The sequence below is a fragment of the Methylobacterium oryzae genome, assembly GCF_021398735.1.
Classification (GTDB): Bacteria; Pseudomonadota; Alphaproteobacteria; order Rhizobiales; family Beijerinckiaceae; genus Methylobacterium.
Genome location: NZ_CP090349.1, coordinates 3,050,333 through 3,072,231, shown reverse-complemented (window position 1 = coordinate 3,072,231; position 21,899 = coordinate 3,050,333). Strand labels below are relative to the sequence as shown.

General features: G+C 73.1%; 24 protein-coding genes. 14 read left to right on the top strand and 10 right to left on the bottom strand.

Going from position 1 to position 21,899, the window contains the following annotated elements; all coding sequences use genetic code 11:
• The first annotated feature begins 28 nt into the window (after window positions 1–28).
• Window positions 29–646, top strand: coding sequence for a 30S ribosomal protein S4 (gene rpsD, locus LXM90_RS14730; RefSeq protein ID WP_010686187.1), 618 nt, complete (start codon window positions 29–31; stop codon window positions 644–646).
• Between the two features lie 111 nt (window positions 647–757).
• On the opposite strand, the gene LXM90_RS14725 is transcribed toward rpsD, so the two are convergent.
• On the bottom strand, window positions 758–1,060 hold the full coding sequence (locus LXM90_RS14725; protein ID WP_020093227.1) for a hypothetical protein: 303 nt from the start codon (window positions 1,058–1,060) through the stop codon (window positions 758–760).
• A gap of 102 nt (window positions 1,061–1,162) precedes the next feature.
• On the opposite strand from LXM90_RS14725, the gene LXM90_RS14720 reads away from it, so the two are divergent.
• From LXM90_RS14720 to LXM90_RS14700, 5 genes are all read left to right on the top strand, one after another.
• A complete protein-coding gene (locus tag LXM90_RS14720) occupies window positions 1,163–1,501 on the top strand; it encodes a DUF2293 domain-containing protein (RefSeq protein ID WP_020093226.1) in 339 nt (112 codons plus the stop codon).
• A gap of 95 nt (window positions 1,502–1,596) precedes the next feature.
• Window positions 1,597–1,806: a TOBE domain-containing protein gene (locus LXM90_RS14715; RefSeq protein WP_020093225.1), complete on the top strand. Its 210-nt coding sequence runs from the start codon at window positions 1,597–1,599 to the stop codon at window positions 1,804–1,806.
• A gap of 134 nt (window positions 1,807–1,940) precedes the next feature.
• Complete coding sequence (gene tsaD, locus LXM90_RS14710; RefSeq protein ID WP_091978264.1) at window positions 1,941–3,005, top strand: tRNA (adenosine(37)-N6)-threonylcarbamoyltransferase complex transferase subunit TsaD; 1,065 nt, start codon at window positions 1,941–1,943, stop codon at window positions 3,003–3,005.
• Entirely contained in the window at window positions 3,002–3,859 is an 858-nt protein-coding gene (locus LXM90_RS14705; RefSeq protein WP_020093223.1) for a GNAT family N-acetyltransferase, read from the top strand. Before tsaD ends, LXM90_RS14705 begins: the two co-directional genes overlap by 4 nt.
• Window positions 3,856–4,854: an NAD(P)H-dependent glycerol-3-phosphate dehydrogenase gene (locus tag LXM90_RS14700; protein ID WP_020093222.1), complete on the top strand. Its 999-nt coding sequence runs from the start codon at window positions 3,856–3,858 to the stop codon at window positions 4,852–4,854. The genes LXM90_RS14705 and LXM90_RS14700 overlap by 4 nt, the downstream gene beginning before the upstream one ends.
• A 25-nt stretch (window positions 4,855–4,879) precedes the next feature.
• On the opposite strand, the gene LXM90_RS14695 is transcribed toward LXM90_RS14700, so the two are convergent.
• A complete protein-coding gene (locus LXM90_RS14695) occupies window positions 4,880–7,267 on the bottom strand; it encodes an EAL domain-containing protein (protein ID WP_234080749.1) in 2,388 nt (795 codons plus the stop codon).
• Between the two features lie 224 nt (window positions 7,268–7,491).
• Between LXM90_RS14695 and LXM90_RS14690 the strand changes: the two genes are divergently transcribed.
• Window positions 7,492–7,908 (top strand): EVE domain-containing protein, encoded by a 417-nt coding sequence (locus LXM90_RS14690; protein WP_020093220.1) that lies wholly within the window; start codon window positions 7,492–7,494, stop codon window positions 7,906–7,908.
• 27 nt (window positions 7,909–7,935) lie between these two features.
• Here the strand turns inward: LXM90_RS14690 and LXM90_RS14685 are convergent, their stop codons facing one another.
• Entirely contained in the window at window positions 7,936–9,471 is a 1,536-nt protein-coding gene (locus LXM90_RS14685) for a sensor histidine kinase (protein WP_020093219.1), read from the bottom strand.
• A 284-nt stretch (window positions 9,472–9,755) separates the two neighbouring features.
• On the opposite strand from LXM90_RS14685, the gene LXM90_RS14680 reads away from it, so the two are divergent.
• The 5 genes from LXM90_RS14680 to LXM90_RS14660 all read left to right on the top strand — a co-directional run bounded on the left by LXM90_RS14680 (window position 9,756) and on the right by LXM90_RS14660 (window position 14,602).
• Window positions 9,756–10,211 (top strand): (2Fe-2S)-binding protein, encoded by a 456-nt coding sequence (locus tag LXM90_RS14680; RefSeq protein WP_020093218.1) that lies wholly within the window; start codon window positions 9,756–9,758, stop codon window positions 10,209–10,211.
• A gap of 59 nt (window positions 10,212–10,270) precedes the next feature.
• Window positions 10,271–12,466, top strand: coding sequence for a xanthine dehydrogenase family protein molybdopterin-binding subunit (locus LXM90_RS14675; protein ID WP_020093217.1), 2,196 nt, complete (start codon window positions 10,271–10,273; stop codon window positions 12,464–12,466).
• 137 nt (window positions 12,467–12,603) lie between these two features.
• Window positions 12,604–13,221 (top strand): uracil-DNA glycosylase family protein, encoded by a 618-nt coding sequence (locus LXM90_RS14670; protein ID WP_020093216.1) that lies wholly within the window; start codon window positions 12,604–12,606, stop codon window positions 13,219–13,221.
• 280 nt (window positions 13,222–13,501) lie between these two features.
• Complete coding sequence (gene pyrF / locus LXM90_RS14665; RefSeq protein ID WP_020093215.1) at window positions 13,502–14,194, top strand: orotidine-5'-phosphate decarboxylase; 693 nt, start codon at window positions 13,502–13,504, stop codon at window positions 14,192–14,194.
• A 63-nt stretch (window positions 14,195–14,257) separates the two neighbouring features.
• Entirely contained in the window at window positions 14,258–14,602 is a 345-nt protein-coding gene (locus tag LXM90_RS14660; protein WP_020093214.1) for a DUF1330 domain-containing protein, read from the top strand.
• A gap of 8 nt (window positions 14,603–14,610) precedes the next feature.
• Here LXM90_RS14660 and LXM90_RS14655 read toward each other — a convergent pair whose 3' ends face one another.
• Entirely contained in the window at window positions 14,611–15,240 is a 630-nt protein-coding gene (locus LXM90_RS14655) for a TetR/AcrR family transcriptional regulator (RefSeq protein ID WP_020093213.1), read from the bottom strand.
• 152 nt (window positions 15,241–15,392) lie between these two features.
• Between LXM90_RS14655 and LXM90_RS14650 the strand changes: the two genes are divergently transcribed.
• Window positions 15,393–16,163, top strand: a complete 771-nt coding sequence (locus LXM90_RS14650; RefSeq protein ID WP_020093212.1) for an SDR family NAD(P)-dependent oxidoreductase — start codon at window positions 15,393–15,395, stop codon at window positions 16,161–16,163.
• A gap of 91 nt (window positions 16,164–16,254) precedes the next feature.
• Here LXM90_RS14650 and LXM90_RS14645 read toward each other — a convergent pair whose 3' ends face one another.
• From LXM90_RS14645 to LXM90_RS14630, 4 genes are all read right to left on the bottom strand, one after another.
• A complete protein-coding gene (locus tag LXM90_RS14645) occupies window positions 16,255–16,452 on the bottom strand; it encodes a hypothetical protein (RefSeq protein ID WP_012318739.1) in 198 nt (65 codons plus the stop codon).
• A gap of 204 nt (window positions 16,453–16,656) precedes the next feature.
• Window positions 16,657–17,301 carry a cysteine hydrolase family protein gene (locus LXM90_RS14640; RefSeq protein ID WP_081636479.1) on the bottom strand — a complete coding sequence of 215 codons (645 nt, stop codon included), beginning with the start codon at window positions 17,299–17,301 and terminating at the stop codon, window positions 16,657–16,659.
• A 98-nt stretch (window positions 17,302–17,399) separates the two neighbouring features.
• A complete protein-coding gene (locus LXM90_RS14635; RefSeq protein ID WP_020093210.1) occupies window positions 17,400–17,909 on the bottom strand; it encodes a ferritin-like domain-containing protein in 510 nt (169 codons plus the stop codon).
• A gap of 207 nt (window positions 17,910–18,116) precedes the next feature.
• Window positions 18,117–18,716: a PAS domain-containing protein gene (locus LXM90_RS14630; protein ID WP_020093209.1), complete on the bottom strand. Its 600-nt coding sequence runs from the start codon at window positions 18,714–18,716 to the stop codon at window positions 18,117–18,119.
• Between the two features lie 772 nt (window positions 18,717–19,488).
• Between LXM90_RS14630 and LXM90_RS14625 the strand changes: the two genes are divergently transcribed.
• On the top strand, window positions 19,489–20,208 hold the full coding sequence (locus tag LXM90_RS14625) for a hypothetical protein (RefSeq protein ID WP_020093208.1): 720 nt from the start codon (window positions 19,489–19,491) through the stop codon (window positions 20,206–20,208).
• Here LXM90_RS14625 and LXM90_RS14620 read toward each other — a convergent pair.
• Together LXM90_RS14620 and LXM90_RS14615 are read right to left on the bottom strand one after the other, a co-directional pair.
• The gene (locus tag LXM90_RS14620; RefSeq protein WP_020093207.1) at window positions 20,205–21,098 is read right to left on the bottom strand and encodes an ABC transporter permease subunit; all 894 of its coding nucleotides are present in this window, start codon (window positions 21,096–21,098) and stop codon (window positions 20,205–20,207) included. The two genes, LXM90_RS14625 and LXM90_RS14620, sit on opposite strands and share 4 nt — an antisense overlap.
• Window positions 21,095–21,886 (bottom strand): taurine ABC transporter ATP-binding protein, encoded by a 792-nt coding sequence (locus tag LXM90_RS14615; protein ID WP_020093206.1) that lies wholly within the window; start codon window positions 21,884–21,886, stop codon window positions 21,095–21,097. Before LXM90_RS14615 ends, LXM90_RS14620 begins: the two co-directional genes overlap by 4 nt.
• Window positions 21,887–21,899: the final 13 nt, after the last annotated feature.

Sequence of the window (21,899 nt, the reverse complement as noted above, 5' to 3'; positions counted from 1 at the left end):
ATTCTCGTCACGAGAGGACGCGGAAGATATGTCGAAGCGGATTCAGGCGAAGCACAAGCTCGACCGCCGCATGGGCCAGAACATCTGGGGCCGCCCGAAGAGCCCCGTCAACCGCCGCGAGTACGGCCCCGGCCAGCACGGCCAGCGCCGCAAGGGCAAGATGAGCGACTTCGGCACGCAGCTGCGCGCCAAGCAGAAGCTCAAGGGCTACTACGGCAACATCACCGAGAAGCAGTTCCGCCGCTACTACGCCGAGGCGATCCGCCTGCGCGGCGATTCCGGCGAGAACCTCGTCGGCCTGCTCGAGCGCCGCCTCGACGCCGTGGTCTACCGGGCGAAGTTCGTCGCCACCCCGTTCGCCGCGCGCCAGTTCGTCAACCACGGCCACGTCAAGGTGAACGGCGTCCGCGTCAACATCCCGAGCTACCAGGTGAAGGCCGGCGACCTCATCGAGGTCAAGGAGTCGTCCCGCCAGCTCGAGATCGTCATCGTGGCGACGCAGCTCTCCGAGCGCGACGTGCCGGACTACATCGAGGCCGACCACGCCAAGATGACCGCCCGCGTCACCCGCATCCCCAGCCTGTCCGAGGTGCCCTACCCGGTGCAGATGGAGCCGAACCTCGTCATCGAGTTCTACTCCCGCTGATCCTGTCGCCCCGGCGACCGATGGAGGGGCTGCCCGTTCGGGCGGCCCCTTCGCGTTTCGATACCTCAGTCCCGAAGGCCGGCCTCCGGCACCCGGGACGGGGCGCGGGCCTCAGCAGCCGTGGCAGATCGAGCCCATCGTGTGCCGCATCTTGCTGTCCCAGGCCTTCGAGCGGGCCTCGGCGGCCTTCTGAGCCTTGATCATCTCGGCCTGGCTCACGGGCTGCGGCAGTCCGGTGGCCGCGGCGTTGCCCGTCGGCTTGGTCTGGCTCATGGGGGTGACCCGGCGGCCGCCCACGATGGGGCCGGCCGGGGCGGCGGGGCCGGGGCCCGCGCCCGGAGCCGGGCTCTGGGCCAGCGCCGGCGTCGCCCCGAGCAGGAGGCCGAGAAGCAGCGCGGGACGAAGAATTGCCATGGACGTGATCTCCCCGGCGGAGGATCCTGTGCCGGCCCCGCCTCATCTGGCGGCGATCCTACCCGATCACACCTTTAAAATCATGCCGACGGCAGATCCCCGGTGAGCGCCGGTCCGCCCCTGAACCGCCGGGAGGCCGTCGCCGCGGCCCTGGCCCGCCTCGCCCCGCGCCTGCCGGATTTCGAGGCGGAGGCCGCCCTCGACCGGGCGCTGGCGAGCCCCGGCCTCCGCCGGGCCGCCCCCGAGACGGCGGCCCGCCTCGCCCTCGTGGCCTACGCGCGCCACGTCTTCACGGATTACGACGAAATCCTCGCGGAAGGCTACGACCGGGACAGCGCCCGGCACTTCGTCCTCGAAGACCTCAACGCCGCGCTCGCCGCCTGGGGCGCCGCGCCGGTCCCCGAGGACGAGCCCGGCGCGCCCGGGGCCGATCCGCGCTGAGGCGGTCGCGCCGGGCTCCGCCATGCTGTAGGAGACCGGCCCGGGGCCGCCCCGCGGCCCGTTCCGGTGCCGCTCGTGGAGATTGGCAGAAGACCATGAAGATCAGCGCGCGCAACGTTCTCAAGGGTACGGTCGTCTCGGTGGAGAAGGGGGCGACCACCTCCCACGTGAGGATCGAGATCAGCCCCGGCCAGGTGGTCACCGCCTCGATCACCAACGAGGCCGTCGAGGCCCTCAAGCTCGTCGCCGGCGGTCCCGCCTACGCGGTGATCAAGGCCTCCGACGTCATGGTCGCCGTCGACTGACGACGGCTCGCGCGCCGACCTCCTGGACGGAGGGCGGCGCCCATTCACCACGCTCCGGGCCCGGGCGGGGGCCGGCCGCCTTCGCGCCGCCGCCGCCGCCGGATAGGATGAGCCCGGACCAAGGAGTTCCGCGCGTGCAGAAGACCGTGCTCGGCATCGAGACCACCTGCGATGAGACCGCCGCCGCGGTGGTGTCGGTCGACGAGGAGGGTGGCGCTCAGATCCGCGCCAACGAGGTGCTCAGTCAGATCGCCGAGCACGCGGCCTACGGCGGCGTCGTGCCGGAGATCGCTGCCCGCGCCCATGTCGAGGTGCTCGACCGGCTGATCGCCCGCGCCCTCGACCGGGCCGGGACCGGCTTCCGGGACCTCGACGGCATCGCGGTGGCGGCCGGGCCCGGGCTGATCGGCGGCGTGCTGGTCGGCCTCGTCACCGCCAAGACCCTGGCGCTCGTGACCCGCAAGCCCCTGCTCGCCGTCAACCACCTGGAGGCCCACGCCCTCACGGCGCGGCTCACCGACGGCATCGCCTTTCCCTACCTGCTGCTCCTGGTCTCGGGCGGCCACACCCAGCTCGTCGCCGTGCGCGGCGTCGGCGACTACGTGCGCCTCGGCTCCACCGTCGACGACGCCATCGGCGAGGCCTTCGACAAGGTCGCCAAGCTCCTGGGCCTCGGCTATCCCGGCGGCCCCGAGGTCGAGCGCGTGGCCGAGGCCGGCGATCCCGAGCGCTTCGCCCTGCCCCGGCCGATGCTCGGCCGCCGCGAGGCCGACTTCTCCCTCTCGGGCCTCAAGACCGCCGTGCGGATCGAGGCCGAGCGGATCGCTCCGCTCGCCGAGCGCGACGTCGCCGATCTCTGCGCGAGCTTCCAGGCCGCCGTGGTCGACGTGGTGGTGGACCGCGCCCGGGTCGCCCTGCGCGCCTTCTCGGACGTCGCCGGACGCCCGACCGCCCTGGTGGCGGCGGGGGGCGTGGCGGCCAACGGCGCCGTCCGGCGGGCGCTCGCGTCCCTCGCGGGCGAGGCGGGCCTGAGCTTCGTGGCCCCGCCCCTGCCCCTCTGCGGCGACAACGGCGCGATGATCGCCTGGGCCGGGCTGGAGCGCCTGCGCCTCGGGCTGGTGGACGACCTCACCGCCCCGGCGCGGCCCCGCTGGCCGCTGGCGGCCGCCCCGGCCCGCGCGGCGGTCCCGGCCGGATGAGCGCGGCGGACCGGCGCGCCCACTGGCGGGACCTGGTGGAGCGCCGCCTGCCCGGGGCCGCCCGGCCGGGCTGGCCGGTGCGGCTCGACCATTGCTTCGCCCGCATCCTCCTGGACCACGCCTGCGGCGGTGCCTGGCGCGACCATGTCCGCCCGCCCGCCCACGCCACCATGCCCCTCGCGCAGCTGGAGCTGGCGATCGCGCTCGGCGAGGCGGTGCTCGCGGGGCGCGCGGATCTCGCCCTCCTCAACCGCCGCTCGCTCGCGTGGCGCGGCAAGATCGCCCTCGCGCCGGTGCCCGCGGCTCTCCGCGACGGCGACCTGACCCTGCGCCGCTGGCGCCCGGAGGACGCGGCGCCGTTCGCGGCGCTCAACGCCGATCCGGCGGTGATGGCCCACTGTCCCCGGACCCGGACCGCGACGGAGAGCGAAGCCGAGGCCGGCCTCCTCGACCGCCGCTTCGTGGCGGACGGGTTCGGCCCCTGGGCCCTGGAACACGCGGGCCGGTTCGTCGGCTTCGCCGGCGCGATGCGGATCCTGCGGCCCCTGCCCTTCCCGGGCGGCGACCGGCCCGGTTCGACGGTCGAGCTGGCCTGGCGCCTCGCGCGCGACTCCTGGGGCCGCGGCCTCGCCACGCGCGCCGCGCGGCTCGCCCGCGCCGACCTCGCGGAGCGCTGCGGGATCCGCAGCGTCGTGGCCTTCACGGCGGCCGGCAACGGCCGCTCCCGCGCCGTGATGGAGCGCCTCGGCATGCGCGCGGCCGGGACATTCCCGCACCCGGCGGTGCCGGAGGGGCCGCTGCGCGACCACGTGCTCTACCGGCTGGACTGCGCCGACAGGGAGGAAGCGGCATGAGCGCCGAGACCCCGATCAACGTCGTCGGCGGCGGGGCCTGGGGCACGGCGCTGGCCAACGCCGCCGCCGGGGCCGGCCATCCCGTCACCCTCTGGCTGCGCGACGCGGGGGCCGCCGCCGCCCTGCAGGCCCAGCGGGAGAATCCGCGCTACCTGCCGGGCGTGCCGCTCCACCCGGCGATCCGGGCGACGGGCGAGGCCGCCGACCTCGCCCGTGCCCGGGCGACGCTCCTGGTCGTGCCCGCCCAGACCGTGCGCGGCGTGCTGGAATCCCTGCGCGGACCCCTGGCGACGGCCGGGCCGGTCATCCTCTGCGCCAAGGGGATCGAGCGCGGCAGCGACAGCTTCCTCAGCGCGGTGGCCGAGCAGGTCCTGCCGCCGGGAACGCCCGTGGCGGTCCTGTCCGGCCCGAGCTTCGCGATCGACGTCGCCCGCGGCCTGCCCACGGCCGTGACCCTGGCGGCGGCCGATGCCGGCCTCGCCGCCGCCCTGAGCGCGCTGCTGTCGGGACCGAGCTTCCGCCTCTACCACACCGACGACGTGCGCGGCGTCGAGATCGGCGGCGCCGGCAAGAACGTGCTCGCCATCGCCTGCGGGATCGTGGCCGGGCGCGGGCTCGGCGAGAGCGCCCGGGCGGCGCTGATCGCCCGGGCCTTCGCCGAGCTGATGCGCTTCGCCCGCACCTTCGGGGGCCGGCCCGAGACGCTGATGGGGCTCTCCGGCCTCGGCGACCTCGTGCTCACCGCCTCCTCGCCGCAATCGCGCAACTTCGCCTTCGGCCAGCGCCTCGGCGCCGGGGCGAGCCCGGCCGAGGCCGCGGGCGGCAAGCTCGCCGAGGGGGCGTTCACGGCCGCGGCGCTGGCCGGGCTGGCCGCCGCCAGGGGCATCGAAATGCCGGTGGCGGCGGCCGTCGCCGCCATCGTGGCGGGCACCGCCAGCGTCGACGACGTGATCGCCGGCCTGCTGGCCCGTCCGCTGCGCGGGGAGACCGACTGACGCCGGCCCCGGCCCGCAACCCGCGTCACGCCACCGAGGCCGCCGGCACAGCGTGGCCTTGTCCTTGTCCTTGGCCGTGGCCGTGGGTGTGGGCCGCGAAGCGCGCGATCGGCGCCGGCCGACCCAGCAGGTAGCCCTGGGCGAGGTGGCACTGCTCGCCGGCCAGGAAGGACAGCTCCTCGGCGGTCTCCACGCCCTCCGCCACCACGGCGAGCCCGAGGCCGCGCCCCAGCCCCAGGACGGAGCGCACGATCGCGGCCCCCTGCGGGTTGCTGTGGACCGCCCTGATGAACGAGCCGTCGATCTTGATCCGGTCGAACGGGAAGGCGCGCAGGTTCGACAGCGACGAGTAGCCGGTGCCGAAATCGTCCATGGCGATCCGCACGCCGAGGGCCTTGAGCTGGCGCAGGGTGAGGAGCGCCCGGGCCGGATCCCGGATCAGCGCGGTCTCGGTGATCTCGATCTCCAGGCGCTCCGCCCGCAATCCGGATTCGTACAGGGTCCCGTGGACGAACGGGACGAAGTGCGGGTTGTGGAGCTGCACCGCCGAGACGTTGACGGCAATCGCCAGCGGGTTCGGCCAGCCGGCCGCCGCCCGGCAGGCCTCCCGCAGCACCCAGGCGCCGATCTCGAGGATCGCCCCGGTTTCCTCGGCGATCGGGATGAACACGGCCGGCGAGATGCCGCCCCTGGCCGGATGGTGCCAGCGCAGCAGCGCCTCGAAGCCCGTGACCGTGCCGGACTCGATCTGGCTCTGCGGCTGGTAGACGAGCTCCAGCTCGCCCCGCGCCACCGCGTGGCGGAGGTCGTGCTCGAGCTGGCGCCTGTCGCGGATCTCGGCGCCCATGCTGGCGTCGTAGCGCCGGCAGGTGCCGCGCCCCTCGCTCTTGGCCCGGTAGAGGGCGGCGTCGGCGTGGCTCAGGAGCGCGCGCAGGTCCGCGGCGTCGTCGGGATAGACCGCGATGCCGATGCTGGTGGCGATCACCGGGCCGGAGGCGGCCGGAACCGCCGCCAGGGTGGCGAGGATCCGCTCGGCCAGCCGCTCCGCCTGTCCCTCCGCCTGCGGCGTCAGGATGGCGAACTCGTCGCCGCCGAGCCGCGCCATCAGCTGCTCGGGATCGAGGAGACCGCCGACCCGCAGCGCGAGGTCGCGCAGCATCGCGTCGCCGGCGGCGTGCCCGAACAGGTCGTTGACCTCCTTGAAGCGGTCGAGGTCCAGGCACAGCACCGCGAGCCGGCCGCCCTGGGCGTCCGCGGCGCGCATCGCGCGCTCGAGCCGGGCGTGGAAGCTCGTGCGGTTGGCGAGGCCGGTGAGCGCGTCGTGGTGGGCGAGGTAGTGGATCTCGCTCTCGGCCCGGCGCCGCGCGCGCAGGTCGCGCACCGCCACGGCGTGGTGCGGCAGGCGCCCGTACTCGGCGACCGGGCGCATGATCACCTCGACGGGAATGGGGGCGCCCGCCGCCGGGACGAGTTCGGTCTCCAGGGGCTGGTCGGCCGTCCCTGAGCCGGGCACGAGGTCCGGCAGGTAGGCGCTGAGGCTCCGGCCCGTCAGGAGGGCCGCCTCCAGGCCCGCGAGCCGGGCGAAGGCCTCGTTGGCGCTGACGATCTCGCCGCCGCGGCAGACGACGAGGCCCTCCACGGCCGCGTTGGCGAGGCTGCGCAGGCGCTCGCGCTCGAGATCGGCGCGGCGGCGCTCGCGCAGGTCGACCACGAGGGCGGCGCCGGCGAGCAGCAGGATCAGGCAGCTCGCCACCGCCACGGCCGCGGCGAGCCACCCGCTCCGGATCGCGCCCGAGGGGATCGCCACGGTGGGGTCGGGATGCAGGGTCACCGCGCCCATGCCGGCGAAGTGGTGGCCGCAGATCGCCAGGATCAGCAGCGCGGCGCCGCCGTACCGGCCCCGGAACGTGGTGGCCGACAGGCCGACCACCAGGGCGGCGGCGCCGAGCCCCGCCCCGAGGCCGACCGAGACCACGACCAGCGCGGGGGTCCAGGCGAGGTGCCCCGCCACCTGATAGGCGGCCATGCCGGTGTAGTGCATCGTCGCGATGCCGCCGCCGACCACGGCGCCGCCGAGGCCCGCCTGGACCGCCCGGCCGGAGACGGCCAGGGCGAAGCCGAGCCCGGTGATCGCGATGGCGTCCACGTAGGAGAGGAGCGTCAGCCCGACGCCGTAGCCCGACGGCAGCCCGGGCTCGAAGGCGAGCATCGCCAGGAAATGCGTCGCCCAGATCCCCGATCCCCCGGCGGCGGCGGCCACCGCGACCCAGACGTAGCGGCCGCGGCCGCCGGTCCGGCCGGCATGGGTGAGGAGCTCGATCGCGGTGCCGCTCGCCAGCGCGCAGACCAGGGCCGCGAGGCCTACCAGCCACAGGTTGTGTTCACCGATAAAGCAACCGATGACTGAGATCATGTATGCAACCGGCGATTGGTGCGTGACGCGCTATACGGCTATTTGCATGCAGAATTTAATATTTGCCCAAGGCTTGCGATAGCAGAGCTGCGGCGTTCTACGCGGGTTCTGCTTGACCGCCGGTCCCGCGCGCGGCCGGGGCCGGACCGGCCTGTTCCCGGGAGGCGAAGCTGGGCTATGGCGGGGCGCGCCGCCCGGCCGGGCGGTCTACTGGGACTTCAGCGATGGCGTACTGGCTGTTCAAATCCGAGCCCGCGACCTGGTCGTGGGATCAGCAGGTCGCGGCCGGGGAGGCCGGCACGCACTGGAACGGCGTGCGCAACCACCTCGCCAAGAAGCAGCTGATGGCCATGCAGGTCGGCGAGGAGGGCTTCTTCTACCACTCGAACGAGGGCAAGGCGGTGGTGGGCATCGTGGCGGTGATCCGCGCCTACTATCCCGACCACACCGACGAGACCGGCCGCTTCGGCATGGTCGACGTCAGGGCCGTGCGGGCGCTGCCGAGCCCGGTCACGCTCGAGGCGATCAAGGCCGACGCGGCGCTCGCCGACATGGTGCTGGTCAACAATTCCCGGCTGTCGGTGCAGCCGGTGACCGAGGCCGAGTGGGCGCGGGTCTGCGCCCTCGGCGGTCTCGGCTGAGCCGGGGCCCGCGGCCCGACGGGCCGCTCAGGCGGCGCGGTTGAGGGGGCCGCGCACGGGGCCCACGAAGTCCGGCTCGACCTCGACCGGCGGCAGCGTGTCCATGACCCGGGCGGCCGGCAGGGTCACCACCACCTCGGTGCCCTCGCGGGGCTTGGAGGACAGCTGGAACTGCCCGCCGTGCAGCTCCACGAGGCCCTTCACGATCGGAAGGCCGAGGCCGGAGCCCTGCTCGGCGGTCTTGATCGCGAGCGAGCCGCGCCCGAACGAGGACAGGACCGTGCCGAGCTCGTCCTCGGGGATGCCCGGGCCGCTGTCCTTCACCGAGACGTACTGCCCGCCCGAGGCGGTCCAGCCGACCTTCAGCCAGATCTCGCCGCCCGGGGGCGTGAACTTCACGGCGTTCGACAGGAGGTTCAGGACGATCTGGCGCAGAGCCCGCTCGTCGGCCCAGAGCCGCGGCAGCGAGCCGTCGACGAGGTCGTGGAAGGTCTGGTTCTTCGCCTTGGCCCGGAGGCCCATCATGTGGCGGCACTCCTCGACCACGTGGGCGAGCTGCACCGGCTCCTCGTTCAGCTCGTAGCGCCCCGCCTCGATCCGCGACAGGTCGAGGATCTCGTTGATCAGGTTCAGGAGGTGCATCCCGCTGTCGTGGATGTCGTGCGAGTACTCGCGGTAGGACGGCGCCGTATGGGTGCCGAACACCTCGTTCTTCATCACCTCCGAGAAGCCCAGGATGGCGTTGAGCGGCGTGCGCAGCTCGTGGCTCATCGTGGCGAGGAAGCGCGACTTGGCGAGGTTGGCCTCCTCGGCCCGGCGGCGGGCCTCGTCCGAATTGGCCTTGGCCTGCTCCAACTCGCCGAACACCGCGTCCTTCTCGGCGCGGGAGCGCAGGGCGCCCACCGTCGAGGTGTAGAGGCGGCGGGACAGGCCGAGGAAGAAGACCTGCGCGCCGCCGGCCATGACCACCAGCATCAGCAGGTCCATCCCGCGGGAGAAGGCCGCGAGCGAGGCGGTGGCGAGGGCCAGCGGCACCAGGGCGGCGACGGCGGCGAGCGGCACCGTCGCGGCCAGCATGGTGGTGACCGCGGAGGCGATGACGAGGCCGAACAGCGCGAAGGTCCAGCCGCCGGTGGTTCCGAGCCCGATCATCGCGGCCCACGACAGGCTCTGCAGCACCTCGCCGACCAGGAAGCGGCGGCGCCAGCGGGCGAGCGGGATCGTCGCCGGGTCGGCGCGGAGGAAGCGCCGGCTCAACGTCGTGTTGAGCGAGATCATCAGGACCACGCCGAGCGCCCAGATCGCCGCCACCGGCGGCGCGATCCAGAAGGTCGACGCCGCGGCCAGCACCGCCGCGAACCCCACCAGCGGGATGCCCGCGCCGACCCGGTACTGGGCGTAGTGGCGCAGCAGCTCGTAGTCGAAGGCCCGTTCGAGGCCGGTCCGCGAGGTCAGCTTCTCCCGGGCCGAGCGGATTTCCCGGGCGACCCCGCGGCGGCGCGCCGCCTCCTCCGTCGAGGGGCCGCGACCGCGCTGGACCATCTCGACGGTGAGATCGGACATGCGCGTCTTCAAACTCGGCTCGAATGCGCGGACGGGCGGCGGTGGCGGGGAAGCACTCCGTGAGGATGGGGCGGATATGTTAAGAAGCGGCTGCCGACATCCCTGCAATCTTAAGCATCGCGGGCTGTATCGAGACTGTCGTGCCGCCGGATCGACGTGCGGTGCCGCACATCGTGTCGGGGCCCGCGCCCGCTAGTCTCGGGTGGAGGCCCGCCGGCCCGAGCGCGGTCGCACGCCGCGATCCGGGGCGCCCGGACACGCGCGTCGAGAGAGGGTCGCCGACCATGCCGAATCTCACCGTCAACGGCGTCGCGCACGCGATCGACGCCGATCCCGACATGCCCCTGCTCTGGGTGCTGCGCGACCGGCTCGACGCCACCGGCACCAAGTACGGCTGCGGCATCGCGCAGTGCGGCGCCTGCACGGTCCACCTCGACGGCCAGCCGGTCCGGGCCTGCCAGACGCGGCTGGGCGATGTCGGCGCGGCGCAGGTGACGACCATCGAGGGCGTGTCGGGCCGGGTGGCCGAGGCCGTCCAGGCGGCCTGGCGCAAGCTCGACGTGGTCCAGTGCGGCTACTGCCAGTCCGGCCAGATCATGTCGGCGATCGGCCTGCTCTCGGGCAACGCCAAGCCCACCGACGCCGATATCGACGGCGCCATGGACGGCAACATCTGCCGCTGCGGCACCTATCAGCGCATCCGCGCGGCGATTCACGAAGCCGCGCGCAGCCTCGCCTGATCCGTCCCGGCGCCCACCTTCCCGCCCTCCCCCGCGGTCCCGACCGGAGCCTCGCCGCCATGCTGAACGCCCGTCGACCGAACCCCCTCCCCGTCCGTCCGAGCCGCCGCGGCCTGCTCGCGGGCGCCGGCGCCCTCGTGGTCGCGTTCCGGCTCGACCCGAAACCCGCCCGCGCCGCCGCCGGCCCGAACCTCGCCGACGTGAAGGCGCAGCCCAACGCCTTCGTGCGGATCGGCGCGGACGACACCGTCACGGTGGTGATCAAGCACCTCGACATGGGCCAGGGGAACACGACCGGGCTCGCCACGATCCTGGCCGACGAGCTCGGCGCCGACTGGCGACACGTCCGCACCGAGTTCGCGCCCGCCGACGCGGCGCTCTACAACAACAGCCTGATGGGCCCGATCCAGGGCACCGGCGGCTCGACCGCGGTGGCCAATTCCTGGTTCCAGCTGCGCAAGGCGGGCGCGGCCGCCCGCGAGATGCTGATGGCCGAGGCCGCCTTCCGCTGGAAGGTGCCGGTCTCCGAGATCACGGTCGCCGACAGTCTCGTGCGCCACGCTCCGTCCGGCCGGCAGGCCCGGTTCGGGGAGCTCGCGGCCTCGGCCGCCTCGCTGCCGGTGCCGTCCGAGCCGCGGCTCAAGGACCCGAGCGAGTGGACGCTGATCGGCCAGAAGGTGCCGCGCCTCGATTCCGTCGCCAAGACCAATGGCACGGCGGTCTACTCCCTCGACATCCGCCGCCCGAACCAGGTCACGGCCCTCGTCGCCCGGGCCCCGCGCTTCGGCGCCACCGTGAAGAGCTTCGACGCCGCGGCCGCCCGGAAGGTCGCGGGCGTCCTCGACGTGGTGCAGGTGCCGACCGGCGTGGCGGTGATCGCCCGCGACACGTGGTCGGCCATGAAGGGCCGCGAGGCGCTGACCGTCGCCTGGGACGACAGCACCGCCGAGACCCGCTCGTCCGACGCGATCCTGGCCGAGTACCGCGAGCGCGCCAAGGGTCCCGGCCTGACGGCCTCCGAGCGCGGCGACCCGCAGGCGGCGCTCAAGGGCGCCGCCAAGGTCGTCGAGGCCGAGTTCACCTTCCCCTACCTCGCCCACGCGGCGATGGAGCCCCTGAACGCCACGATCGAGAAGGGGGCCGACGGCGGCTACGACGTCTACGCGGGCTTCCAGTTCCAGACCGTCGAGCAGGCCACGATGGCGGCGATCCTCGGCGTGACGGCCGACCGGGTCCGGCTGCACAGCAACTGGGCCGGCGGCTCGTTCGGGCGCCGGGCGACGCCCACCGCCGACTACCTCGCGGAAGCCGCCACCGTCTTCAAGGCGTCCGGCGAGAAGGCCCCGCTCCACCTCGTCTGGACCCGCGAGGACGACATGGCCGGCGGCTATTACCGCCCGACCGTGCTGCACAGGGTCCGGGCCGGCATCGACGGCAAGGGCGCGGTGGTCGGCTGGGACCACGTGATGGTCGGCAAGTCGATCATGATCGGCTCGCCCTTCGAGGCGATGATCGTCAAGAACGGCATCGACGCCACCACCGTGGAGGGCGCCTCCGACACCGCCTACGCGCTGCCGGCCTACCGGTTCGGCGTCCATAACGGCCGCGAGGGCGTGCCGGTCCTGTGGTGGCGCTCGGTCGGCCACACCCACACGGCCCACGTGATGGAGGTGATGATCGACGAGCTGGCCCACGCCGCCAACGTCGATCCGGTCGCCTACCGGCTCTCCCTCCTGACCCAGGCGCCGCGGCTGTCCGGCGTGCTCAAGCTCGCCGCCGAGAAGGCCGGCTGGAGCGCCAAGCCGCAGGACCAGGGCCGCGGCCTCGGGGTGGCGGTCCACGAATCCTTCGGCTCCTACGTCGCCATGGTGGCCGACGTCACGGCGCACGACGCCGCGATCCGCGTCAACCGGATCGTGGCGGCGGTGGATGTCGGCGTTCCGGTCAACCCGGACGTGATCCGCGCGCAGGTCGAGGGCGCGGTGGGCTTCGCCCTGTCGGCGGTGCTGCGCAACCGCATCACCCTCAAGGACGGGCAGGTGCAGGAGCACAATTTCGACGCCTACGAGCCGACCCGGATGAGCGAGATGCCGAAGGTGGAGGTGCACATCGTGCCGAGCCAGGCGGCGCCCACCGGGATCGGTGAGCCGGGCGTGCCCGTGCTCGGGCCGTCGATCGCCAACGCGGTCTTCGCCGCGACCGGCCGGCGCCTGCGCTCGCTGCCGCTCGACCTCTCCGGCGTGAAGGGCGCGTGAGGAAACGCACGTTCCGCCGGCCCGGATCGGCGTAGGAAGGGTGGGCCTTCCCCCCAAGGCAAGAGACCCGACTGACGACGGCGCGGCGCGACACCGCGCCGTTTCTTTTTCGCGCGCCGCGACGCCATCTCCGGGCCATGCCCGCCTTCGACGACACCGCCGCGCGCCTGCGCGCCTGCCGCCTCTGCCGCGACACGCCGCGCTACGGGCCGCACCTGCCCCAGGAGCCCCGGCCGATCGTCCAGGGCTCGGCCACGGCCCGCCTCTGCATCGCCAGCCAGGCCCCCGGCACCCGCGCCCACCGCACCGGGCAGCCCTTCACCGACCCGTCGGGCGTGCGGCTGCGCGCCTGGCTCGGCCTCGACGCGGCGCGGTTCTACGATCCCGCCCGGGTGGCCATCGTGCCGATGGGGTCGTGCTTCCCCGGCCTCGACGCCAAGGGCGGCGACCGGCCGCCCCGCCGGGAATGCGCCGAGCGCTGGCGGGCGGAACTCTTCTCCGGCCTGCCGGATCTGGAGCTGATCCTGGTGATCGGCCAGTACGCGCAGGGCTGGCACCTCGGGCGGATGGAGGGCGGCCTCACCGGGACGGTGCGGCGCTGGCGGGAGATCCTGGCCGAGCCGCGCCGCCCCCGGGTGCTCCCCCTGCCCCACCCGTCCTGGCGCAACAACGGCTGGCTGAAGCGCGAGCCCTGGTTCGAGGCGGAGCTGCTGCCGGTGCTGCGCGCCGAGGTGGCGCGGGTGATGGCGGGGTGATGGCGGGATGAGGGGCCTCGTCCAGGCAGCGACGACATGCGCATCCCATATCCCTCGGGACTGAAGGGTCGCGCCCGTCTTTGCGAGCGCAGCGAAGCAATCCAGCGACACATCAAATCCGAGACCGGCGCGCCGCCCTGGATTGCTTCGCTGCGCTCGCAAGGACGGCGCGCGAGGCGGGGCGCGCACGGGAGGTCGGGGACGGCGTCGCCCGGACCCGCCCGCATTGACAGGCATCGCCGGCGCGTGATCCGTGCCGCGACCCCCGAAGGACGCGCCGATGACCGAGATTGCCGACCCCCGCGACCGCCTGATCGTGGCCCTCGACCTGCCGAGCGTGCAGGCCGCCGAGGCGCTGATCGACCGGATCGGCGACGCCGCGACCTTCTACAAGATCGGCTACCAGCTCGGATACGCGGGAGGCCTCGCCCTGGCCGAGCGGCTGGCGGCCCGCGGGCTCAAGGTCTTCCTCGACCTGAAGCTCCACGACATCGGCAACACCGTCGAGGAGGGCGTGCGCTCGGCCTCGGGCTCCGGCGCCACCTTCCTCACCGTCCACGCCTACCCGCAGACCATGCGGGCGGCGGTCCGCGGCCGGGGCGCGGGACTCAGGATCCTCGCCGTGACGGTGCTCACCTCCTACGACGACGCCGACGCCGCGGAGGCCGGCTACGGCCTGCCGGTGGCGGAGCTCGTCGCCAAGCGCGCCGCCCAGGCGGCCGAGATCGGCATCGACGGCCTCGTCTGCTCGGCCGCCGAGGCGGGCGCGGTCCGGCACGTCGTCGGTCCGGACCGGCTGATCGTCACCCCGGGCATCCGCCCGGCGGGCGCCGCGGCCGGCGACCAGAAGCGGGTCATGACGCCGGGCGATGCCCGCCGGGCCGGGATCGACCACGTGGTGGTCGGCCGCCCGATCACCGGCGCCGCCGACCCCCGCGCGGTGGCGCGGGCGATCGTGGCGGACCTCGCCTGATCCGAGCGGGATTGCCTTCGGGCGGAGCGGTCCCACTTCGCTCCGCAGGGCAGGAGACGCAGCATGACCAAGGGCTACTGGATCGCGCGGGTCGATGTCCGCGACGCGGAGGCCTACAAGGACTACGTGGCGGCCAACGGCGCGGCCTTCGCCAAGTTCGGCGGCCGGTTCCTCGTGCGCGGCGGCGCCCACGAGGCGGTGATGGGCCCGGCCCGGTCCCGCAACGTGGTGATCGAGTTCCCGAGCTACGCCGACGCCCTCGCCTGCTGGAACTCCGACCTCTACCAGGCCGCCAAGGCCAAGCAGCGCGGCGGCGTCGAGGCCGAGATCCTGGTGATCGAGGGCTATGACGGGCCGCAGCCCAGCGCCTCCGAGCCGGCGCCGGAGGCGGGACCGGCCTCCGAGTAGGCGGCGCGCTACGGGAGCGACCCGCGCGGCGCGAGGCTCCGCAGCAGGAACGCCGTCATCGCCGCCATGGGCGGCACCGGCTGGAGGGTGGAGCAGCCCACCAGCAGCGGGTGGGTGTAGCGGGCGATGGCGACGTGGACGCAGGCGGCCGCCTCGGCGGGATCGGCCGCCTCGAACTCGCCCCGCGCCACCCCGTCGCGGATGATCCGCTCGAACCCGGCGGTGATCCGGGCGACGTGGTGGCGGCAGACGTCCCAGCTCTCCGCCATCGCCGCCTCGATCATCTCGTGCAGGCGGGGAAACGTCTCGCAGCGCCGGGTGGAGTCGCGATGCAGGGCCTCGATCGCCGCCGCGAGGCGCGCGGTGGCGTCGAGGCCCGGCCGGTCGGCGATGCCGAGGATCACCGCCTCGCTCTCGCCGATCAGCCGCTCCAGCACCGCCTCGTTGATCGCCTTCTTCGACTCGAAGAAGCGGTAGACGTTGGCCGGGCTCATCTTCAGCGTCCGGGCGATGTCGGCCACGGTCGTCTTCTGGTAGCCGATCTCGCGGAAATACGTGCCCGCCGTCGCGAGGATGCGGCTCCGCGTGTCGGGCGCGCACTCCTCCGCGAGCGAGCGGGTCGTATCTTCGAGGGACATGCGACCTCACTAGGCCATGCGGCGGCGGGGCGTCAAAGACGCGAACCCGGATCGGGTTCCCCTGCGGCGGCTGCGCGCGCCCGGAACCGGCCCGGGCGGCGCCCATTGCCCAGGCACCCCGCCGCGACGGCGGCGTCAGCGAGAGATCCGCGATGCGCTTCACCGACACCCGCGCCCTGGTCACCGGGGCCGATTCCGGCATCGGGCAGGCGACCGCGGAACTGCTCGCCCGCGCGGGCGCCGACGTGGCCATCACCTATCACAGCGACGCGGAGGGCATCCGCGAGACCGCCGCGCGGGTGGAGGCCGCGGGCCGGCGGGCGCTGGTGCTCCAGCTCGACGTCGGCGACCCGGCGGCGGTCACGGCGGCCTTCGACCGCATCGGCAGCGAGTTCGGCACCCTCGACATCCTCGTGGCCAATGCCGGGCAGGCCATGAGCGGGATGCCGGTCGCCGAGATGGACGACGCGGTGCTGGAGCGGATCCTGCGGGTGAACCTCATGGGGCCGCTGTTCTGCGCCCGCCCCTTCATCCGGATGCGCCGGGCCCAGGGCGGCAACGGAAAGATCGTGTTCGTCTCCTCCGTGGCCCAGCACCTGCCCACGCCGGAGAGCGCCCCCTACGGCATGTCGAAGGCCGGGCTCGGCTCCCTCTGCCGGTCCCTGTCGCGCGAACTCGCGGAGGACCGGATCAACGTCAACAGCGTCGCCCCGGGCCTGATCGAGACGCCGATGACCGCCGACCGGTTCGAGAAGCCGGAGGTTCTCGACGAGTCCCTGGAGCGGATCCCGTGGCACCGGGCCGGCCAGCCCGAGGAGATCGCCCGGGCGATCCTCTACCTCGCCTCGGAGGACGCCGCCTACGTCACCGGCCACACCCTGGTGGTCGATGGCGGCCTGACGATGCAGTGGGGCGGCGCCTGAGCGGCGCTCGGAACGACGAAGCGCGGCGCAGGGGTCACCCCCGGCGCCGCGTCGAAGGGTCTGCGATCTGCGGCTCGCGCGTGACCGCGCCTCAGGAACCGAACTGCGAACCCAGGCGCTCGAGGTACTCGGCCAGATCGACGCCCCCGACGCGCTTGCCGTAGTCGAAGCGCATGCCCTGGCGGATGTCGACGCTCGCGTCCCGCGTGGTCAGGGTGAAGGGACGGACGCAGACCCAGGCCCCGTCGCGGCGGTGCTCGAAGTAGCCGAGGATCTCGTGCTTGGCCATAACCTTTCCTCCGGAACCCTGTTCAGGAACATAACGGTCTCACCGGCCACCGGTTCATGCGCCGCGACTGTTTTTCGCGTGCGCGGCCGCACGGATCGAGTGTTCGTGAGCCGGGGTGGCCGGCGGAGCCGGGCCGAGAACTCGCCTTGAGCTTGGCCATTACAGATCGGATGCTCGGGCGCGGCGGGAGGGCGCGTGGCCGGCTCAGTGCCAGCGGTCGAGGATCTCGGCGGTCGTCATCGTCTCGACCTGGTGGCCGTACCGCATCCGGTACATCAGCAGGAGGGCGTCGTGCGCCTCGTCGCAGGAACTGCACAGGCCGTCGGTGGCCAGCACGATCCGGTAGCCGAGATCGACCCCGCCGAGCACGGCGGCCAGCACGCAGACGTCAGTCTCGGCGCCTGTGACGATCAGCGTGTCGACCCCCCGCGCGCGCAGGCGCGCGTCGAGACCCGTCTCGAGCCAGGGCGAGTAGACGGTCTTGTCGACGATCTCGGCGGGCGGAGCCAGTCGGGCGAGGTCCGGGACGAGGTCGATCAGGCCCGGGTCGAGGCGCTCCCGGGTCATGCCGGCCCAGCGCCGCGAGTAGGTCGCCCAGGTCCCGCGGCCCTCGCCCGGCCGGGCGGCCGGGATGAAGCGGGTGAAGAGGGTCCGCTCCGGATGCGCCGCCGCGAGGCGGCAGACATGGGGCAGGACGCGATTCATCCACGGGGTCTGCCAGTCGGTGGGCTCGGCGAACATGCGCTGCATGTCCACGCAGAGGTGGACGCATCCCCTCCCCAGGGCCCCGCCGGCGGTTTCCGGCTCCGGCCGGGGACTGTCCGTCGATGGGCGGCTTCCGATGTCCATGGGCGCGCGATCAGACTGGGTCAGCGTGGCTCGGGTAGCGGGCGAAAGTGGTACGGGAGGCCGTCCCCGCCCGGTCTCGGGGCGGGGACGGCGGGACCTCAGCGGTCGGCCTTGGCGCCGGATACCGTCAGGGAGAGATAGCGCTCGGTGGTCGGGCGGATCAGCTTGCGCACCGCCTCCGCCATGGCCTGCTCCTCCTTGAGGGACTGCTCGAACGCCGTCCGGTGGCCCTGCTTGCCGGCGGCGTCGCCGATGGTGAGCAGCGACTCGTAGGCGGCGATCTCGAAATTCTCGAAGGCGTGGTTGGCGTAGGTGTTCTTCAGGATCTCGTCCTGGGCCGGCGTGTGACCCAGGGCCATCATGTTGCCGACGAAGCCCAGGAAGCCCTCCTTGAGGGTCGAGGGGCTGTCGCCCAGGCTCTGGAGCGCCTCCTCCAGCCGGTGGCGCTGCCCGTGCGTCTCCTCGATGTGGCGGCGCAGGGCCTGCTCCATCTCAGGATAGCGCTCCAGGCGCTCGACCTGCCGCTCCATGATCTGCAGCGCCTGCATCTCCACAGCATGGGTGTTCTTCAGGGCCGTGACGTAGATCTCGCGGGCGTCCATGGTCATGGCGTTCACCTCTCAGCAGTTGCGAGCGCGGGGCTCATTCAACCGGCAAACACGGGTGCCGCACGGCCAAGTTCCGGTCGGAAGGTCGCAGGCGGGGGGCCGCCGCTCCCGGACGGGCCGCACGAGACCGGCCGGCCGGTGCCGGTCGACGAGGCCGGGGCGGCGCGCATCGAGCGGACGATCCGCGACCTCCGGCAGCTGCCCCGCTCAGTGCAGGCCGCCGCTGCGCTCGGCGCGCTGGCGCTCCGCGAGGCGCTTGCCGATCTCGAGGAGCAGCGTCTCGGTCAGCGCCACGAGGGCGGTGTCGCCGACCACCGAGACCGTGTTGTGCAGCGACAGGCAGAGGTCGGCGGTGCGGCTGAGGGCGTCGTCGATCGTGTCCCCGTCGCGCTCCGCGAAAGCCGCGCCGGCCGCCTTGCTGTCCGAGATCTCGACGATCACGCCCCGTCCGGTGGTCGGTCGCCCGTCCTGGTCCAGGTAGAAGTGCCCGCGGGTGAACAGCCACCGCAGCCGCCCTTCCGGCGAGCAGACGCGGTACTCCGCCGTGTAGGAGCCGCCGGTCCGGACGCAGTCCAGAATGACCTGCGAGATGTGGGGCTGATCGTCCGGATGGACGGCCTTCAAGAGCTCCGCGAGGCTGACCCCGACCCGCGACCGGGCCGGGCTGATGTTGAACAGCAGGGCGCTCACCGGATCGGCCCGCGCCTCGTCCCGGAGGATGTCCCACATCCAGAAGCCGACGCCGCCCGAGGCTTCGAGCGCCGCGACGAGCGCCGCCTCGGATACGACGTCGTCCGCGTGGTCCATCCGAGACCTCCCCGATCTCACCGCAACCAGAGGCGACGCTGCGCGACGATTGTGATCCTGCAAAATCCGTTATAGCCTAATACAAATTCCCGTAAAGATCTTGTATTCAAATATATGTGTTGTCTCGCCGTGCCCGGTTCGCCCGACCTAGGCTTCCATCAGAGTTGAGCGGCGGACTCGAAGGGAATTTTCTTCTGCTGGCCGCCGCGACGTGCCGTCCCTCCACTGGCCGACACCTGACTCCGCCGGCGGGGACGGCGCGACGCCCCGCGTCCAAGCCCCGCATGCAGGCCCCGCGTCCTGGCCGAGGGGCCCGGGACGTCCCGGTCCGGGCCGGAGCTTGCGCGCCCTGCGCGTCCGCGTGAGCGCTGGACGCGGTTCGTCAGCGCAGCGAGCGCATCAAATGAGGGCGACCGGCGAGCGGGCCGACGCGATCAAGGACGGGTTGGTTCTGCCGACCTCCACGTCCGCTGCCTGGTGGGCCCCACATCTTGTCGGGACGCGGACGTGGATGCAGAGCCGCGCGCGGGCCGGCCCGTTCCTCCGATCCGCAGGGTCTCCGCGCGGACCCATCCGCCGCCGCGCCGTGAACCCATAGCCCCCTTCGTCCCGGCGGCCTGTGCAGTAATGGCGCAACTTGCGCCATCTTGTGCAGCTATTTATCCAGATGAATGATTGACGAATCCGACTCTATCGGCTCAGATAATGCGCCTGATGGCGTTCGAACCGGCTCTCAGGTGTCGTCTGGCTCGGGTCGGCAAGGTTCGGTCCCATGAGCTACATGTTCAAGGTCCCCTCCGGCGCCGTGGCGGGGGCGATCGCGCAGCAGATCACGTCACAGGGCTACGCGGTTCTCGAGGACTACGTGAGCCCGGAGGACCTGCGCGTGGCGCAGGCTTTCGTCGCGCGGGCGGTCGCCGCGAAGGGCGGTGAGTACGCGGGTTTCACCGGGACGAAGGATCTCGGCGGCACGTTCCTGGCCGCCCTGCCGGACGACCCGACCTTCAACGCCCTGTGCCGCGGCATCTACGAGAGCGCCGTGGGACGGCCCGCGCCGGATGTCGGCTACTACCAGATCCTGCGCTGTCTGGCGGGACATGGCGCCAGGACGCACTCGATGCGCTTCCACTTCGACTCGTACGTGCTCACGGCCCTCGTCCCCGTCACGATGCCGGACCACGGTACTCCGGGGCGCCTGATCATCCACCCGAACACCCGCGCACTGCGTCGGAGCTACCTCCGCAACCTCGTCGACAAGGCGCTGGTCGACAATCCGCTCGCGCAGAAGCTCCTGACCCGCGCCTACGACCGCGGCAGCGACCGCGTGATCCGCCTGTCGCTGAAGCCGGGAAGCCTTTACTTCTTCTGGGGCTACCGCTCGCTGCACACGAACGAGCCCTGCGCGTCCGACGCGATCCGGGCCACGGCCCTGCTGCACTACGTCGATCCGCACGCGGGCAGCCGGCTCAAGCGGGTGCTGCGGCGGCGCTAGTGTCGGCCCTTCCAGGGCACCAGCACGCGCTCCAGGCCCCGCATCCCGAGCTCGAACAGGCCCGCGAACAGGCCGATCAGCAGGATGCCCATCACCACCACGTCGGTGCGCAGGAAATTGGAGGCGTTGAGGACGAGCTGGCCGAGCCCGGCCTGGGCCGCCACCATCTCGGCGGCCACCAGGGTGGTCCAGCCCACGCCCATGCCGATCCGCAGGCCGATCAGGATCTCCGGCAGCGCCGCCGGGAAGACCACGTGGCGCAGGACCTGCCAGCGGCTCGCCCCGAGGGCGCGCGCGGCGTTGATCTGGTCGACCGAGGCGGAGCGCACCCCCGCCCGCGCGGCGAGCGCCACCGGGGCGAGGCAGGCGAGGAAGATCAGCAGCACCTTCGACAGCTCGCCGATCCCGAACCAGATGATCATCAGGGGCAGGTAGGCGAGCGGCGGCAGCGGCCGGTAGAACTCGATCGGCGGGTCGAGGATGCCCCGGGCGATCCGGCTCGTGCCCATGGCGAGCCCGGCCGGGATGCCCACCAGGGCGGCGAGCGCGAAGGCGCCGAGGACGCGCAGGAGACTGTCGCCGATGTGGAGCCCGAGCGGGGCGCCGTCGATCTCCCCGCGCCAGGCCTGACCGAAGGCCGCCAGGACCGCCTCCGGCGGCGGCAGGAACAGCGGCTTCACCCAGCCGGCACGGGTGGCGACCAGCCAGAGGCCGAGGGCTGCCAGCACCGTGGCGGCGCTGACCGTCGGCACCAGGATCCCACCGCGGCGGCGGATTCCGGTGCGCGCCAGCGGGGCCGCCGCCGGAGCCGGGGCCGGGGCCGTGTCCGGGATCACGTCCGGGACCGCGTCCGGGACCGCGTCCGGCGCGGCGCGGGGCAGACCGCTCATCGGACGGCCTCCGGTGCCGCGGCGGCGCCGCTCCGGATGCGCGCGAGCACGCGCTCGCGCACGGCGATGAAGGCGGGGTCCGACTTCACGGCCCGGGCGTCGCGGCCCTCGACGAACGCCCGGGAGAAGGGCAGGTCCAGCGTCTCGACGATGCGGCCGGGCCGCGGGCTCATGATCACCAGCCGGGTGGCGAGGAACACCGCTTCCTCGACGTCGTGGGTGATGAAGAAGGCCATCTTGCCGGTCCGGTGCCAGATCCGGAGGATCAGCTCCTGGATCTGCTCGCGGGTGAAGGCGTCCAGCGCGCCGAGCGGCTCGTCCATCAGCAGGGCGCGCGGGTCTCCGGCGAGCGCCCGGGCGAGGCCGACCCGCTGCTGCATACCGCCCGAGAGCGCGTAGACCTTCCGGTCGGCGCAGTCGGGCAGGCCGACGAGGTCGAGCGTCGCCAGGGCGATCCGCCGCCGCTCCGCCCGGGGCACGCCCCGCATCTTCGGTCCGAAGGCCACGTTCTCGGCGACGTCCAGCCAGGGCATCAGGGCGTGGCGCTGGAACACCACGCCCCGCTCGGCTCCCGGACCCCGGACCGGCGCGCCGTCGAGGAGGATGCGGCCCTCGGTGGGCGCCAGGAATCCCGCGATCGCCGAGAGCAGGGTGGTCTTGCCGCAGCCCGAGGCGCCGAGCGCCACCACGAACTCCCCGGGACCGATGGTCAGGTCGATCCCCGACAGCGCGGCGACCGCGTCGGCGCCCTGCCCGTAGCGGACGCTCAGGTTGCGGATCTCGATCATGGGCCCTCCGGTC